General features: G+C 59.7%; 17 protein-coding genes. 12 read left to right on the top strand and 5 right to left on the bottom strand.

Annotation, left to right across the window (positions count from 1 at the left end; translation table 11 throughout):
- The 3 genes from ACPYOP_RS21645 to ACPYOP_RS21655 all read left to right on the top strand — a co-directional run.
- Nucleotides 1-1229: extracellular solute-binding protein (locus ACPYOP_RS21645; RefSeq protein ID WP_481412367.1), on the top strand; the 1229-nt coding region annotated here is incomplete at its 5' end.
- Between the two features lie 100 nt (nt 1230-1329).
- The gene (locus tag ACPYOP_RS21650) at nt 1330-2214 is read left to right on the top strand and encodes an ABC transporter permease subunit (RefSeq protein WP_481412368.1); all 885 of its coding nucleotides are present in this window, start codon (nt 1330-1332) and stop codon (nt 2212-2214) included.
- A 7-nt stretch (nt 2215-2221) separates the two neighbouring features.
- The gene (locus tag ACPYOP_RS21655; protein ID WP_481412369.1) at nt 2222-3136 is read left to right on the top strand and encodes an ABC transporter permease subunit; all 915 of its coding nucleotides are present in this window, start codon (nt 2222-2224) and stop codon (nt 3134-3136) included.
- Nucleotides 3137-3295: 159 nt separating this feature from the next.
- Here the strand turns inward: ACPYOP_RS21655 and ACPYOP_RS21660 are convergent, their stop codons facing one another.
- Nucleotides 3296-4408, bottom strand: a complete 1113-nt coding sequence (locus ACPYOP_RS21660) for a sn-glycerol-3-phosphate import ATP-binding protein UgpC (protein ID WP_481412370.1) — start codon at nt 4406-4408, stop codon at nt 3296-3298.
- A gap of 246 nt (nt 4409-4654) precedes the next feature.
- A complete protein-coding gene (locus ACPYOP_RS21665; RefSeq protein WP_481412371.1) occupies nt 4655-5485 on the bottom strand; it encodes an SDR family NAD(P)-dependent oxidoreductase in 831 nt (276 codons plus the stop codon).
- Nucleotides 5486-5780: 295 nt separating this feature from the next.
- Here ACPYOP_RS21665 and ACPYOP_RS21670 point away from each other — a divergent pair, with 295 nt between their 5' ends.
- The 5 genes from ACPYOP_RS21670 (at nt 5781) to ACPYOP_RS21690 (ending at nt 9645) form a co-directional block, all read left to right on the top strand.
- The gene (locus tag ACPYOP_RS21670) at nt 5781-6821 is read left to right on the top strand and encodes a cysteine synthase A (protein WP_481412372.1); all 1041 of its coding nucleotides are present in this window, start codon (nt 5781-5783) and stop codon (nt 6819-6821) included.
- Between the two features lie 4 nt (nt 6822-6825).
- Nucleotides 6826-7563, top strand: coding sequence for an alanyl-tRNA editing protein (locus ACPYOP_RS21675; RefSeq protein WP_481412373.1), 738 nt, complete (start codon nt 6826-6828; stop codon nt 7561-7563).
- Nucleotides 7564-7629: 66 nt separating this feature from the next.
- Complete coding sequence (gene sseA / locus ACPYOP_RS21680; RefSeq protein WP_481412374.1) at nt 7630-8487, top strand: 3-mercaptopyruvate sulfurtransferase; 858 nt, start codon at nt 7630-7632, stop codon at nt 8485-8487.
- Nucleotides 8442-9056, top strand: coding sequence for a GNAT family N-acetyltransferase (locus ACPYOP_RS21685; protein WP_481412375.1), 615 nt, complete (start codon nt 8442-8444; stop codon nt 9054-9056). Before sseA ends, ACPYOP_RS21685 begins: the two co-directional genes overlap by 46 nt.
- Before the next feature lie 79 nt (nt 9057-9135).
- Entirely contained in the window at nt 9136-9645 is a 510-nt protein-coding gene (locus tag ACPYOP_RS21690; RefSeq protein WP_481412425.1) for a DUF1203 domain-containing protein, read from the top strand.
- Nucleotides 9646-9651: 6 nt separating this feature from the next.
- Here ACPYOP_RS21690 and ald read toward each other — a convergent pair whose 3' ends face one another.
- Nucleotides 9652-10770: an alanine dehydrogenase gene (gene ald, locus ACPYOP_RS21695; protein WP_481412376.1), complete on the bottom strand. Its 1119-nt coding sequence runs from the start codon at nt 10768-10770 to the stop codon at nt 9652-9654.
- A gap of 152 nt (nt 10771-10922) precedes the next feature.
- On the opposite strand from ald, the gene ACPYOP_RS21700 reads away from it, so the two are divergent.
- Entirely contained in the window at nt 10923-11384 is a 462-nt protein-coding gene (locus tag ACPYOP_RS21700) for an Lrp/AsnC family transcriptional regulator (protein WP_481412377.1), read from the top strand.
- Nucleotides 11385-11390: 6 nt separating this feature from the next.
- Here ACPYOP_RS21700 and ACPYOP_RS21705 read toward each other — a convergent pair whose 3' ends face one another.
- Complete coding sequence (locus ACPYOP_RS21705; RefSeq protein ID WP_481412378.1) at nt 11391-12194, bottom strand: endonuclease/exonuclease/phosphatase family protein; 804 nt, start codon at nt 12192-12194, stop codon at nt 11391-11393.
- 162 nt (nt 12195-12356) lie between these two features.
- Here ACPYOP_RS21705 and ACPYOP_RS21710 point away from each other — a divergent pair, with 162 nt between their 5' ends.
- Nucleotides 12357-12716, top strand: coding sequence for a PilZ domain-containing protein (locus tag ACPYOP_RS21710; RefSeq protein WP_481412379.1), 360 nt, complete (start codon nt 12357-12359; stop codon nt 12714-12716).
- Between the two features lie 137 nt (nt 12717-12853).
- Nucleotides 12854-14842, top strand: coding sequence for a bifunctional 2',3'-cyclic-nucleotide 2'-phosphodiesterase/3'-nucleotidase (locus tag ACPYOP_RS21715; RefSeq protein WP_481412380.1), 1989 nt, complete (start codon nt 12854-12856; stop codon nt 14840-14842).
- A gap of 46 nt (nt 14843-14888) precedes the next feature.
- Here ACPYOP_RS21715 and ACPYOP_RS21720 read toward each other — a convergent pair whose 3' ends face one another.
- Nucleotides 14889-15857, bottom strand: a complete 969-nt coding sequence (locus tag ACPYOP_RS21720) for a LysR family transcriptional regulator (RefSeq protein ID WP_481412381.1) — start codon at nt 15855-15857, stop codon at nt 14889-14891.
- Nucleotides 15858-15993: 136 nt separating this feature from the next.
- Between ACPYOP_RS21720 and ACPYOP_RS21725 the strand changes: the two genes are divergently transcribed.
- On the top strand, nt 15994-16608 hold the full coding sequence (locus ACPYOP_RS21725; RefSeq protein WP_112340986.1) for an FMN-dependent NADH-azoreductase: 615 nt from the start codon (nt 15994-15996) through the stop codon (nt 16606-16608).
- The last annotated feature ends 50 nt before the right edge of the window (nt 16609-16658 follow it).

A 16658-nucleotide genomic window follows, 5' to 3' on the forward strand; every position in this document is an offset into this window, starting at 1 on the left:
AACGCGTCGTTCAGACGCTGTGCAAGAACTTCAACGAGTCCCAGAAGGATTATGAAGTCTCTTGCGTCAGCCAGGGCAATTACGATGCCGCGCTGCAGAACACCATTGCCGCCTTCCGCGCCGGCAAGCAGCCGACGATCGTCCAGGTCTATGACGTCGGCACCGCCACCATGATGCTTTCGGGTGCCTACTACCCGGTCAGCAAGCTGATGTCCGAAAACGGCTACAAGGTTAAGTGGGACGACTATTTCCCGGGTATCGCCCGCTACTACGCCACCTCCAAGGGCGAACTGCTCTCCTTCCCGTTCAACTCTTCGACCGCCCTGCTCTACTGGAATAAGGACGCGTTTTCCAAGATCGGCAAGACCGCCGCTCCGAAGACCTGGGAAGAAGCCGCCGAAGACATGAAGGCGCTGAAGGGCGCTGGCTATGATTGCCCAATGGCGATCAACATCTCCGGCAATGAAAGCTGGCAGTTGATGGAGCAGTTCTCTGCCATCCACGACCAGCCGGTTGCCACGAAGAACAACGGCTATGACGGCCTCGATGCCCGTCTGACACTCAACAAGACCAAGTTCGTCAAGTACGTCACGGATCTCAAGGGCTGGTATGACCAGGGCCTCATCAAGATCAAGTCCAAGGACCTCGGCCAGGACATGGTTCAGGCCTTCGCTTCCGGCGATTGCCAGATGATCATGACCTCGGTCGGCGATCACGGTACGGTCGGCAAGACGCAGAAGGCCGGCATGAACTGGGATGTCGCAGAACTTCCGGTCTACGCCGGTACCGAGCGCAAGAATTCGCTCGTCGGCGGCGCGTCGCTCTGGGTTCTCTCCGGCAAGTCGGCTGACGAATATAAGGGTGCGGCAGCGTTCCTCGACTTCATCGGCAAGCCCGAAACCGCTCTGTTCTGGTCCACCAATACCGGCTACATCCCGGTCAGGAAGTCCGGCTTCGACTTCATGAAGTCCTCCGGCTTCTACGACAAGGCCCCCTATAAGGGCCGCGAAGTCGCCATCGCCAGCCTGACCGCTTCCGAGCCGACCGCGATCACCCGCGGTGTCCGTCTCGGTAACTTCACGCAGATCCGCGCCGAGTTCGGCAACCAGATGCAGGCCATCTTCGCCAACAAGGTCAGCGTCCAGGAAGGCATCGACAATCTGGTCAAGAACGGCAACGCCGTCCTCGACCGCTTCGAAGCCACCTACAAGGGCAAGCAACTGCCGTAAGCAGCGCGAGCTCACGACAGACAGCGTCCGCCGGGATTTCCCGGCGGACGTTCGTTATGAGAGCAAGCGTGGCATCGGGAATACCAAGCCGGAAGAGACAATGGAAAAGCGTATAACTTTCAGCAAATGGAGCGTCGGCATCCTGTTCGCAGTGCCTCAGCTGCTCCTCATCTTCACCTTTTTCTATTGGCCGGCCGGTCAGGCGGTCTTCTGGTCGCTGACGCTGCAGCAGCCTTGGGGCGGCGGCAACATCTGGGTTGGGCTCGACAATTTCAAATCCATCCTCGCCAACACAGATTACTGGAACTCGGTCACGATCAGCATCACGTTCGCGGCGATCAGTACCAGTATTGCAATGGTGGCTGCGCTGATCCTCGCGGCCCTGACCGATCGGCAGCTGCGCGGTTCAAAATTCTACAGCGTCGTGCTCATCTGGCCCTATGGTATCGCCGCGCCCGCGTCTGCGATGGCCTTCCGCTTCATACTGGCACCTGAAGCCGGTTTCATGTCCATCGTCAATCACTATTGGCCGGGATTTTGGGACCCGGGCCTCGACGGCAACGCCGCCATGGCCTCGATCATCGCCGCCTTTTCGTGGAAATATATCGGCTATAGTTTCATCTTCTTCCTTGCCGCCTTCCAGGCCATTCCGCGCTCGCTGATCGAGGCCGCCGCCATGGACGGTTCGGGCGTGCTTCGCCGCTTCTGGGACATCCAGTTCCCGTTGATCACGCCGACGATCTTCTTCCTGCTGGTCATCAACATCACCGAAAGCTTCCAGGATTCATTCGGCATCGTCGACATCATGACATCAGGCGGTCCGCACAACTCGACCAATCTCATGGTCTACAAAATCTATTCCGATGGTTTCAAAGGCCTCGACTTCTCCGGCGCGGCAGCGCAGAGCATCATTCTGATGCTGCTGATCATCGTGCTTACCGTCTTCCAGTTCCGCTTCATCGAGAAGCGCGTGCATTACCGTTGAGGCTGCCATGGTCGAGCGCACACCCATTCTCAATTTCTTCACCCATCTGATCCTGTTCATTGGCTTCATAATGGCAGTGGGACCGATAGCCATCGTCGCCATCGCCGCATCCCACAACATCGCCGACGTCAACAAGGTGCCGATGTCGCTGATTCCCGGCTCGGACTTCTGGGTCAACATGAAGACAGCCTGGACGACAGCCAATCTCGGCCCCAAGCTCCTGAACAGCCTGATCTTTGCGGGAGGTGTGGCGGTAGGAAAGGTGATGATTTCGGCGATCACCGCCTTCTCACTCGTCTATTTCCGTTATCCGGGCCGCCACTTCATCTTCTGGCTGATCTTCATAACGCTGATGCTGCCGCTCGAAGTGCGTATCGTGCCGACCTATGCAGTCATAGCGAACGTGCTGTCGCCCTATCAGGGACTTCTCGACATCACCGGCATCAGCTGGCTCATCGAGAAACTGACAGGCGTTCAGGTGTCGCTGGATTTCGGGCTGCTTAACTCCTCCCTCGGCCTGATTCTGCCGCTGATCGCGACCGCGACGGGCACTTTCCTCTATCGTCAGTTCTTCCTGACGATACCGGACGAGCTGACCGAGGCCGCGCGCATGGACGGCGCCGGAGCGCTGCGCTTCTTCATCGACATTCTGATACCGCTGTCGCGTACCAACATGGCGGCGCTCGGCACCATCATGTTCCTCTGGGCCTGGAACCAATATCTGTGGCCACTGCTCGTCACCACCGAGCCGTCGCATGCGACGGCGGTAACAGAGCTCAAGCAGCTCATCCCGAACATCGGCGGTCTTCCGGAATGGCATATCGCCATGGCCGGCACGCTCATCGTCATGCTGCCGCCGCTGCTCGTCGTCGTGCTGATGCAGCGCTGGTTCGTTCGCGGCCTGATCGCCACCGAGAAATAAGCGCACTATCCGCCGCACTCTGCTTGGGGTGCGGCCTTGGCGAGCCAGACCCTTATCCCCGTTCGCGGGGGAGAAGGAGCCTTCTACGGCGGCACAAATAAAAAACCCGGAAGTCGGGAAAGACTTCCGGGCGCACCTACTGAAAAGTCATGTTTGAAATCAGCTTGCCAGCACCTTGAGCGGCGTGACGGAGGCGACGGCGTCCAGCCGAAGGCCGGTATCCTGGGCGAAGAGATGCGTGTGCTGCTGCGGCAGCTCCAGCGCGACCGACTGGCCGGTCTGACCGGTCGTGTGATCGGCGACGGCGACGGCAAAGCTCGAACCGTTGATATCGCAATGGATGACGCGGCCGGCGCCGAGTTCTTCGACGAAATCGACCGTTGCCGGAATAGCACCCGGCGTGCCTGCGGGGACGAGGCGCGCATGCTCGGGACGGACACCGAGGGCGACCGGCTGGCCAGTGTGGCGCTTGCCGATATTGGCGTCGATGGCGATCGGAATGCCGTCGAAGATGAATTGTTCGCCATTGGCCGCGAAGGTGCCTTCCAGGAAGTTCATCGCCGGCGAGCCGATGAAGGAGCCGACGAACCGGGTACGCGGCGTGTTGTAGACCTCGAGCGGCGTGCCGACCTGCTCGACATTGCCCTTGTACATGACGACGAGCTTGTCGGCGAGCGTCATGGCCTCGACCTGATCGTGCGTCACGAAGACCGACGTCGCCGACAGGCGCTTGTGCAGGCGGCGGATTTCGACGCGCATCTGCACGCGCAGCTTGGCATCCAGGTTGGAGAGCGGTTCGTCGAAAAGGAAGACTTTCGGCTCGCGGATGATGGCGCGGCCCATGGCGACGCGCTGGCGCTGCCCCCCGGAGAGCTCGGCCGGCTTGCGGGTGAGGAAATCTTCGAGGCCGACGATCCTGGCGGTTTCCTTGATGCGGCGATCGCGTTCGGCGCGAGGCACACCGGCGACCTTCAGCGCGTAGCCCATGTTGGCGGCGACGTCCATGTGCGGATAGAGGGCATAATTCTGGAAGACCATGGCGCAGCCGCGCTCGCGCGGCTCGAGCTGATTGACCACCTTGCCGTCGATGACGATCTCGCCCGAGGAAATATCCTCGAGGCCGGCGATCATTCGCAGCAGCGTGGACTTGCCGCAGCCGGAAGGTCCGAGGATGACGACGAACTCGCCCGATCGGAAATTCAGATCGACGCTATGGACGACCTGATTGCGTCCATAGGCCTTGCGAACTTGTTCGATCCGGATTTCCGCCATGTTAATCTTCCCCGCCTGTCAATTCTGGGCCGTCAATCGGGTCGACTGCTAGCGAATTTGCATTACAGAACAGTGACAAGCATCCCTTATATCACAAACCGCATCCAGATTTCCTCACGAGAGCTGCGAGTGCGATTTCGCGATGAAACGCGCATGAGTGGAACCATTTTGCGACAGACATCGTATGCTGGTTCCGGCACCGACAAATCAGATGCCGACGCGTCCCCGAAAAAGGATGGATAGGCGCTATTCCGCCGGATGCGGGGTCACGCGCGGACCGGCGGACCTCCCCTTATGGTCGATGCCGAGAAAATATCTCAGCACCCGGAAATAGAGGCTATAGGGCAAAAACTTCAAAAGCTTTGCCCGGAAAACCAGGCTCTTCGGGAAGCAGATGTCGAAGACCGATGATTTCAATCCGGCTGATATCGCGTCGGCCGCCTGCTGCGCCGACACTATGTCGGGCATTTCGAACTTGTTATTTGCCGTCAACGGCGTATCGACGTAGCCGGGGGTGACGAGCTGGATACGGATGCCCATGCGATCGAGCTCGAAATTCAAGCTTTCGGCCATGTTGATGAGCGCGGCCTTGCTGGCTCCATAGGCAGCGCCTCCGGGCAGGCCGCCATAGCCAGCGACGGAAGACACGAGGGCGATCTGGCCATACCCCCTGGCACGCATATGCCGGACCGCCGGAACGAGGCAGTTGACGACACCATGGAGATTGACGGCGAAACTGCGCTCGAACGCCTCGTGATTGAGGTCTTCGCCGCGTGCGGGCAGATAGATGCCGGCGTTCAGGACCGCCAAGGCGATTGGGCCGTGCTGATATTCGATGGCCGCAACGGTATGTTCCATATCCTCGTCGTCGGTCACATCGCCGTCGAGCACGACGATGCTGCCGGCAAGCGCGCTTGCCTCCGCCTGCAAGGCAAGGAGCTTGTCGTGGCTGCGGGCCGTCACGGCCACTTTATAGCCTTCTTCCGCCAGTTTCAGCGCAAGCGCGCGGCCGATACCGGAACTCGCGCCGGTAATCCAGACGACACCGTGTTCAGGACGTGCAATGAACGGGCTCATGGCTCTTCTCCTTGGCTGGCGGCCGCCTGAATCAAACGCTTTACCGCGGCCGTCCGTGGCATTTTAGAAATAGCGTATCATTATGGCCGCTTTCGGCCTGTTTGGCGGCCCAACGAGGAAAACAATGTCACCGAATGGAGACCAGCGTGCCACACGGCAGACCTCGGCCGGGGAAGGCTGCCAAGTCGAATTTTGCGGCGCGAACAAACAGCGAGGAACAGAATTTCTTGCCTATGCCGCCTTGTGAAGGGAAAAGACCGTTCTTACAGTAGTTGCGAACAGAAGGCAGATTCCAATGACCGTCCATCCGTCCGTCCTCGAAGCAATTGGCAATACGCCGTTGATCAAGCTCAAGGGCGCCTCCGAGGCGACGGGCTCGACCATTCTCGGCAAGGCCGAATTTCTCAATCCCGGCCAATCGGTGAAGGATCGCGCCGCGCTTTACATCATCCGCGATGCCGAGAAGAAGGGACTGCTGAGGCCCGGCGGCGTTATCGTCGAGGGCACGGCCGGCAATACCGGCATCGGCCTGACGCTGGTTGCCAAGGCGCTCGGCTATCGCACCGTCATCGTCATTCCGGAAACCCAGAGCCAGGAAAAGAAGGACGCGCTGAAGCTGCTCGGCGCCGAGCTGGTCGAGGTTCCCGCCGTCCCCTACAAGAACCCGAACAACTACGTGAAGGTCTCGGGCCGGCTTGCCGAACAGCTCGCAAAGACCGAGCCGAACGGCGCGATCTGGGCCAACCAGTTCGACAACGTCGCCAACCGTCAGGCCCATATCGAGACGACCGCCAAGGAGATCTGGGACGATACGTCAGGCAAGATCGACGGCTTCATCTGCTCGGTCGGCTCCGGCGGGACGCTGGCTGGCGTCGCCATGGGCCTGCATGCCTTCAACAAGGACATCAAGATCGGCATTGCCGATCCGGAAGGTGCTGCCCTCTATGAATTCTACAAGAATGGCGAGCTGAAATCCTCCGGTTCCTCGATCACCGAAGGCATCGGCCAGGGCCGCATCACGGCGAACCTGGAAGGCTTCACGCCCGATTTCTCCTATCAGATCACGGACGCGGAAGCGCTTCCCTATGTCTTCGATCTGGTCGAGCATGAGGGCCTGTGCCTCGGCGGCTCGACAGCTATCAATATCGCCGGCGCGGTTCGTCTCGCTAAAGACCTGGGTCCCGGACATACGATCGTGACCATCCTGTGCGATTACGGCAATCGCTACCAGTCCAAGCTCTTCAATCCCGATTTCCTGAAGTCGAAGGGCTTGCCACTGCCGGACTATTTGGAAAAGCGGGCTGAAATCGCCGTCCCATACGAAACAACAGCGTGATCTGATGACCGTCAATGCCCTCTATCGTGACGATTTCTATCTCTCGACCGCTGAAGCAGTCGTAACCGCAATTCACGAAGACGGGGGCATCGAGCTCGATCAGACCTGCTTCTACGCTACCTCGGGCGGCCAGCCGGGCGATACGGGCTTTCTGGAGCGCGGCGACGGCTCCCGGATCGTGCTCGGCCAGACAAAGCATGGGCCGATCAAGGACATCATCATCCACGTGCCGCTCGAGGACGAACCCCTGCCCATCCTCGGCGAGAAACTGGTGCTGCACGTCGACTGGGCGCGCCGCTACAAGCTGATGCGCATGCATACGGCCTGTCATCTGCTTTCCGTTGTCTGCCAATATCCGATTACGGGTGCGGCCGTCGGCGAGGACGAAAGCCGCGTCGATTTCGACATGAGCGAGACGATCGATAAGGACGAGGTGACGGCGAGGATGATGGCGCTCGTCAACGAGAACCATCCCGTTTTCGTCCGCTGGATCACGGATGAAGAGCTGATCGCCAATCCCGGCATCGTCAAGTCCAAGAATGTACGCCCCCCGATGGGCCTTGGCCGTGTCAGCCTCGTCTGCATCGGCGAGGATTCGGCCGTCGACAGCCAGCCCTGCGGCGGCACGCATGTGTCCGAGACGCAGGAGGTCGGCGCGATCCACATCGCCAAGATTGAGAAGAAGGGCAAGGAAAACCGCCGCTTCCGCATTCGCTTCGACACGTCGACCGACGAGAATTGACCCGGCAAGCGCCTATATCCATATCCCGATATCAAGACCAATAAACCATAGCAGGGAGAGATCATCATGACAGCGGACAAGAGCCGTTTCATCGTATCCGCCGACTGGCTGCAAGGCGAGCTGGGCGCCAAGGACCTGCGCATCCTCGACGCATCCTTCTATCTGCCGGCGCAGAAACGCGACGCCGATGCCGAATATGCCAGCGGCCATATTCCAGGCGCGATCCGCTTCGATCAGGACAAGATATCGGATCATTCGACCAACCTGCCACATATGGTCCCCTCGCCCGAATTCTTCGCCGAAGAAGTCGGCAAACTTGGCATCAGCGAGAGCGATCGCATCGTCATCTATGACGGTCCCGGCCTGTTTGCCTCGCCGCGCGTCTGGTGGCTGTTCCACATCGTCATGAATGCGCCAAACGTCTTCGTGCTCGATGGCGGCCTGGATGGCTGGAAGGCGGAAGGTCGGCCGCTGGAGGCGGCACCGCCCGCCTTCGCGCCCGCGACGTTCAAGCCCAAGTTCAACGGCAACCGCGTCGTTTCGCTCGACGAGATGCGAGAGATCGTCGACGGCCGTTCCCTGCAGATCGCCGATGCCCGCAGCGCCGGTCGCTTTGCGGCAACGGAACCCGAGCCGCGCGAAGGCATGCGCTCAGGCCATATGCCAGGAGCCAGAAGCCTGCCTTCGGGCGTCTTTGCCACCAACGGCAAGTTCAAGTCCCTGACGGAACTGCGTGAAACGATCGAGAAGGCTGGCATCGATCTTGAGAAGCCTGTGGTGACGACCTGTGGCTCCGGCATTACCGCGGCGATCATCACACTGGCGCTCGAATCCCTCGGCCATGACAGCAGCAAGCTCTATGACGGCTCCTGGTCGGAATGGGGCAGCCGGGCGGATACGCCTATCGTCACCGGTCAAGATTGAGCGCCCCGTCCGTGAAGACGCCCTCGTCCATCAAGGTCCACATCACCCGTCTGGAAATGACCGCACCGCCCAAGGCAAGCCTACCGGTGCCGGTCAACATCCAGACGGCGATCATGCGTTCGCCTGATATTCCGCTGCCCTTCTATCGCTATCTCTATCGTCAGGTGGGCGCCCGCTGGCATTGGGTGGACCGGATTCGTCTCTCGGATGAAGAACTGGCCGCTATCCTTCATGACCAGCGCAACGATATCAGCGTGCTTTACGTCAACGGCGCTCCGGGTGGATTCTTCGAATATTTCCGCCAGGACGAGGAAACGATCGAGCTCAGCCATTTCGGCCTCATCGAAAATGCGCTCGGCCTCGGTATCGGCAAATGGTTCCTGCTGCAGTCGCTCTACGCCATCTGGACGCTGAACCCGCAGCGCATCGTGACGACGACGAACAATCTCGATCATCCGCGGGCATTGCAGCTCTACCAGATGTTCGGCTTCTCGCCGATCTCGACCGGAGAAGGCATCGTACGGCCCTTAAGCGACAAGGAACTGCTGGAGCTCGTGAAGAAAAGCTGACTCTTCGACGGGCAGAAATCGGGTGGTTTCGCGCCTCGTTTAAGAGCATCACATGGCAGATCTCGAAAGGAGCTTTGCCATGCCTTCCATCGCCTTTGCAGCCATGCCCACCTCCGACGCCGAAGCTCTTTGGAAGGGTGCCGCCGATGCCTATGGTCACCAGCCGGAGACCATGATCTCCGATGGTCCAGGCCATCCCTGCCGCCACTGCCTGCGCAATATCGATGCCGGCGAAGAGCTGTTCGTGTTTGCCTATCGCCCCTTTCCGGAATTGCAGCCCTATGCGGAGACCGGTCCGATCTTCCTGCATAAGATACCGTGCAAGCGTTATGAGGCGGAAGAGATCCTGCCGCCGGTGCTGGCGTCCAGCCGGGATTTCATCGTGCGCGGCTATGGCAGGAACGACCGCATCGTATACGGAACTGGCGCCGTGACGCCGACCGATGACATTGCAGCCTATGCGGCCTCGCTGCTTGAGCGTCCCGACATCGCCTATGTCCATGTCCGCTCGGCACGCAACAACTGCTATCAGTGCCGCATCGATAAGGTGGAGGCCCCGGCCTATGACGATGCCGGCGCCTCCATTTGATCGGGGTTACGCGACGTTCAGAATGCTTTCCGGCGTAACGGCCTCGTAGCCGAGCGCCTCGGCCACCGGACCGTTCGTGATGCGGCCCTTATGAACGTTGAGGCCATTGCGGAGGTGCTTGTCTTCCGCGATGGCGCGCAGGCCGCGATCGGCCAATGCGAGCCCATGATAGATGGTGGCGTTGTTGAGGGCATGGGCTGAGGTGACGGGAACCGCACCCGGCATATTGGCGACGCAATAATGCACGACGCCTTCGACCACATAGGTCGGATCGGAATGTGTCGTCGCATGCGAGGTTTCGAAGCAGCCGCCCTGGTCGATGGCGACGTCCACGATGACCGAGCCCGTCTTCATGCCCGACAGCATTTCGCGCGTGACCAGCTTCGGCGCGGCGGCACCGGGGATCAGCACGGCGCCGATGACGAGATCGGCGGAGAAGACTTCTTCTTCCAGTGCCTGAATGCTGGAATAGCGGGTGTGGACGCGGCCGTTGAAGATATCGTCGAGCTGACGCAGGCGCGGCAGAGAACGATCGAGGATACTGACGTCTGCACCGAGCCCTGCCGCCATCTTGGCGGCATGCAGGCCGACGACACCGCCGCCGATGATCGCGACCTTGGCCGGCAGCACGCCGGGAACGCCGCCGAGCAGGATGCCGAGGCCGCCATTGGCCTTCTGCAGGGCCGTCGCGCCCGCCTGGATCGACAGGCGGCCGGCAACCTCCGACATCGGTGCCAGCAACGGCAAGCCGCCGCGCTCATCGGTCACGGTCTCATAGGCGATGGCTGTAACGCCGGAAGCAAGCAAGCCCTTGGTCTGTTCCGGATCGGGCGCGAGATGCAGATAGGTGTAAAGAAGCTGGCCGTCACGGAGTTGCGCCCATTCGGAGGGCTGCGGCTCCTTGACCTTCACGATCATGTCGCACTTCTCGAAAATGTCCTTGGCGCTTGCGGCGATCTTGGCGCCGGCGGCGGCATAGGCATGATCGTCCGCACCGATGCCGGCACCGGCCTTCGTCTCGACCCAGACTTCATGGCCATGAGCGACATATTCGCGAACGGACGCGGGCGTCAGACCGACGCGGTATTCGTGGTTCTTGATTTCCTTCGGGCAGCCAACGCGCATTTCATTCCTCCTCGAATGCTTTTGCGTCTTTCATTTTCTCCAAGTGAAATCAGACCACCACCGCCCCGCAATGTCCTTGCAAAGACGATTTGCGCTGCGGTCATTTTTCGTGATTTATTGCGCAAACAGGAGTTTTTTCGAAAGATCTTCGAATGTCTGACCTCGACGCCATAGATCATTCGATTCTGCGGATGCTGCAGCAGAACGCACGGATCACCAATGCGGAACTGGCCGAAAAGATCGGCCTTTCACCCTCGGCCTGCTCCCGCCGGCTCGATATCCTCGAAAAGAGCGGCATCATCGACGGCTATCACGCGCATCTGTCGCAAAAGGCGCTTGATTATAAGATGATCGCCTTCGTGCACATTTCGCTGTCCGGCCAGTTCGCCAAGACGCTGTCGGAATTCGAAACGGCGGTAAAACGCTGTCCGAACGTGCTTGCCTGCTATCTCATGTCCGGGGAATACGACTATATAGTGCGCGTTGCCGCACGGGACCTCGAAGACTACGAGCGCATCCATCGCGACTGGCTCTCGGCGCTGCCGCACGTCGTGAAGATCAATTCCAGCTTTGCGCTGCGCGAAATCATCGAGCGACCGAATGTCGGGCTTTGATTTTCGTCACCGCAGGTCCAGCAGCAATGCGCGGTGATCGGAAATTTCAGGCTCCGCGACAGGATCGAAATTGATGACTTCGACATTCGGCGTCACCAGCATGTAGTCAGCAAAACGGGGCTGCTTGCGATAATGCGACGTGCGCGTGTCGTCATGTCCCCTTGAGGTGACGAGATCGATTAGTCCCAGGCTGCCCAGTATTTCGAAGGTTTCGCTTTCCGGCAGCACATTGAAATCGCCGCAGACGACCAGCCGGTCGTCGTTCTGTTTCACTTGGCGGATGAGTTCGACAAGCGCATCGGCCTGATGGCGGCGCGCTTGCGTATCGCCCTTGCCTTCCAGATCCCGCAGACCATGCATATGGGCAATGGTGATGGGATAGCCGCGCTGATAATCGAAGATGCGGATGCAATGGGCGTTGCGGGAGCGTGGATGGTCCCCGTAACCGTCAGCCGAGAATTTACCGTGAACGAAGCCTGCTGCCTGAGCGATGATCGGATAGCTCTTGCGCACGAAGGTCGCCAAGCCGAATTCAGAGGAAAACCGCTGATCACCGTCAAAGAGGTCGCCGCGGGCTACCGGAAGGAAAAAGGCATCATAAGCCGGCAAAGCAAGTTTAAGTTCATCGAAGAGTTTAGCCCGCTGCGGAAGCTCTATTCCGTGATCGCGATAAACAAGCCATTCGGATTGCGCGTCGTGCGTGCGGACCACTTCCTGCAAGCACAGGACATCCGTATCGACATCGACGAGATAGGGTATAAGCGGCTCATGCAGCCGACCGCCCCATGCGTTCAAAGAAACGATGCGCATGCCCTGCCCCCTTTCAACATTCACATAACCTGCCGCGTTCGGCACCGATTTCCGGTACCGATTCGGGACGGCCCGCTACAATTTTAGCGATTATCCTAAGCATCGCTCAATGCACACCTGCTATCCAAGGCCGGAAAAAGATGTGCGAGCCGGGATAACCTCATGCAGTTCTCTTCGAAATCTCTCGTCCAAGGCAATCTGAAAATCAAGACTCGAGGTTCGCCGCGTCATCACGCCCGGCTGATGGGTCAGGTCCGCTATTTCACCAAGCTCGTCGCCGGCCGCGTCGTCGATATTTCCACCAGCGGCATCGCTCTCGATCTTCAAGCGCCGCTCTATGCGGCCGCCGGCAGCAAGGTACGCGTCGAATGCGACGATATCGGCTTGCTGGATGGTTTCGTGCGCTGGGCTCATAATGGCCGCATCGGCATCGAATTCGATCGATCGTCCAACGCATCGGCGAAAGTCGCGTCCTATTTCCGCTTTTTCCACAAGGACATAAAGCCGGTTCTCAAGCGCTGATCGAATGCCGGAGCAAGCCGGCTACGATCCACAATAAGCCTGTCACATTCCTGGTGCACACCTTCGAAAATCGTCCTAATCTCCCTCGCCCGAGAGATGATCGACGGACCATAGCCCCATCGTTGAAGGAGTGTCTTATGTCTTCCATTCTGGATTTGCCCAGCATGTCGCGCCGTTCCCTGCTGCAAGGCCTCAGCGCGACCGCCGCATTGATCGTGCTGCATCCTTTCGCGGCCCGCGCCGCCGGTAACCAGGCACATCTGCGCCTTATGGAAACGACCGACATTCACGTCAACGTCTTCCCCTATGACTATTATGCCGACAAGCCGAACGACACGATGGGCCTGACGCGTACGGCGACGATCATCGACAATATCCGCGCCGAAGCCACCAACTCGCTACTGATCGACAATGGCGACGTGCTGCAGGGCAATCCGATGGGCGATTACATGGCCTATCAGCACGGCATGAAGGAAGGCGACGTCCATCCGGTCATCAAGGCGATGAATACGCTCGGCTATTCCGTGGGCACGCTCGGCAATCACGAATTCAACTACGGCCTCGACTTCATGTTCAAGGTGCTGGCCGGCGCGAACTTCCCGTTTGTCTGCGCCAACCTTACCAAGGGTCAGCTCGCTTCCGACCCGACGAAGGACGATCTGTTCTTCAAACCCTATCTGATCCTCGAAAAGAAGATCAAGGACGGCTCCGGCAATGAAAGCCCGATCAAGATCGGCTTCATCGGCTTCGTGCCGCCGCAGATCATGCTCTGGGATATCAAGAACCTCGAAGGCAAGGCGCAGACGCGCGATATTGTCGAAGCCGCCAAGGCCTGGGTGCCTGTCATGAAGGCCGAAGGCGCCGATATCATCATCGCGCTCTCGCATTCCGGCATCGACGGCAGCGGCCAGAGCGAGAAGATGGAAAACGCCTCGCTCTACGTTGCTGCGGTCGACGGCATCGATGCCGTCTTCACCGGCCATCAGCATCTCGTCTTCCCCGGCCCGAAGACCTGGGATGGCATCAAGGACGCGGATCCGGTCAAGGGCACGCTGCATGGCAAGCCCGCCGTCATGGCCGGCTTCTGGGGCTCGCATCTCGGCCTTATCGACCTGCTGCTCGAAAAGGATGGCAAGAGCTGGAAGATCGTCGACTTCACCTCCGAGGCACGGCCGATCTATCACCGCGACGACAAGAAGAAGGTCATCGCCGATGTCGCCGACAAGAAGGAAGTGGTGGAAGCGGCAAAGGCCGAGCATGAGGCAACACTGACCTATGTGCGCACGCCCGTCGGCAAGACGTCGGCGCCGCTCTACTCCTACTTCGCGCTGGTCGCCGACGATCCGTCGGTGCAGATCGTCAGCCAGGCGCAGGTCTGGTACATCAAGGAGATGCTGAAGGAGACGCAATACAAGGACCTGCCGGTTCTGTCAGCAGCAGCCCCCTTCAAGTGCGGCGGCCGCAACGGCGCCGACTACTATACGGACGTTCCCGCCGGCAATATCGCCATCAAGAATGTCGCCGACCTCTATCTCTATCCGAATACGGTGCAGGCCGTCGTCATCAACGGCGCGCAGGTCAAGAACTGGCTGGAAATGTCGGCCGCCATGTTCAACCAGGTCAAGCCGGGCGCCGAGGATGCGGATCTGATCAACGGCAGCTTCCCATCCTACAACTTCGACGTCATCGACGGCGTCACCTATCAGATCGATGTCTCGCAGCCGCGCCGCTTCGGCGATGACGGCAAGGTCCTGAATGCCGATTCGAACCGCATCCAGAACCTGCAATTCGACGGCAAGCCGATCGACCCCGCGCAAAAGTTCGTTGTTGTCACCAACAACTATCGCGCTGGTGGCGGGGGTAACTTCCCCGAGATCGCTGCGGACAAGGTCATCTACCAGGCACCCGATACCAACCGCGACGTCATCGTCCGCTACGTCCACGATCAGGGCACGATCAACCCGACGGCCGACGGCAACTGGACCTTCAAGCCGCTGTCAGGCACGACGGCGACGTTCCAGAGCTCGCCAAAGGCCAAGGATTTCCTCGGCCGGGTCAAGAGCGTGAAGATCGAAGATGCCGGTGAAGGCGCCGACGGCTTCCGCAGCTACCGGCTGGTTCTGTAATCCGTGATAGCTATTGGCCTCTCCCCGTTTCGGGGAGAGGATCTTCTCATTCCGCCGCCAGGCGCTTGTCGCCCGGATGGAACATCTCGATGGTGGACTTGAAGTCTTCCTGATTCGGGCACCGCGCCAGGCGCGAACGGAAAGCCTCGATCATCCATGCAGCCGCAGGCCCCGGGGGGTTATCCACCTTGCGGATGGCATAGAGCGGATATTCGCTTTGATCGTAAGCATCGAGTGCCAGCGGCACCAGCCTGCCCTTCTGCAGATCCTCCATGATGAACGAAGCCGGCAGGCCGCCCCAGCCAAGACCACCCCGGATCAGCTGATGTTTGGTGGCGATATCGCTCAGATGCCAGATCTTGTAGGACAGGACGTTGAAATCCTTGCCATTGGTGAGGTTTGACGCATCGGTGACGACCAGTTGCACTTCTTCGCGTACATCGGCAAGCGTCAACGGCCGTCCCAGCAAAGCGAGTGGATGCGTCGGGGCAGCAACCGGCATCATGAAGGAATGTCCGATGCGCTCGATCACCAAAGCATCATCCTGTTTCACAACCGAGCCGCCGATACCGATCGTCGACTTGCCGCTTGTGACGAGCTCGAGCATCGAGCCGAGTTCGCCGGTGTCGAGCCGCAGGGAGACGTAAGGAAAACGATCACGGAATTCGCGCAGCACGTCGACGGTGGCATGAACCGGCACCATGACGCTGATGGCGACGGCCACCTCCGCCTCGAGCCCGGTCTTCAAACCCTTCACCCTGGCGCGCATCACTTGCAGATCGGAAAGAATGCGGCGCGCATCCTCCAGCATCACCCTGCCCGCATCCGTCAGCTTCGGCTGGCGCGAGCCGGAGCGCTCGAACAGCGGCATTTCGAGCTGAGCCTCCAGATTGGCGATCGTGTAGCTGATGACCGACTGCGCGCGGTTGAGCGCACGCGAGGCGGCGGAGAAACTGCCTGACTCGGCGACGGTCAGAAAGACCTGCAATTGGTCAAGGGTGGGATTGGGGAGCATCTGCCATCCATTCTATCGATAATTCCAATCCATATTATCACAGTTTTTCTCGATAGCACTGACGACTTATTTATGGGGGCGAACATGATCGGACTCTCCCAGCCGATTTAGCAACCCATTGAAAAGGAAAACGGATATGTCCTCCATTCTGCTTCTGACCTCCAGCCCGCGTCCGGACTCGCTCTCCACCAAGATCGCGACCGAACTGGCCGAGAAGATCAAGGCCAACAATCCGGGCAAGACGCTCGTCAAGCGCGACCTCGCTGCCGACAACCTGCCTCACATCGATGGCCCCTTCACGGTCGCCATCCGCACGCCGGCTGACGCCCGCACGCCCGAGCAGCAGGAACTGGTCAAGGTTTCCGACGCGCTGATCGACGAGCTGCTGGCAGCCGACACGCTGGTCATCGGCACCGGCCTCATCAACTTCAACATCTATTCCTCGCTGAAGACCTGGATCGACAACGTCGCCCGCGCCGGCCGCACCTTCACCTACACGGAAACCGGTCCGAAGGGCCTTGCTACCGGCAAGAAGGCCTATATCGTGCTCGCCTCCGGCGGCGTCTATTCCGAAGGCCCGGCTGCCCCGCTGAACCATGCCGTTCCCTACCTGAAGTCCGTACTCGGCTTCATCGGCATCACCGATGTCGAGACCGTTTACATTGAAGGCGTCGCCTTTGGTCCGGAAGCTGCCGAAAAGGCCGTCGGTGCCGCACAAGCCCGCGCCTCGGAACTGGCTCTCGCCGCTTAATCGACTGCGATATTCAGATACTGACAGGCGGCCGGCTTCAACCGGCCGCT

It is taken from the genome of Rhizobium sp. KNZ2-6A, from assembly GCF_056755475.1.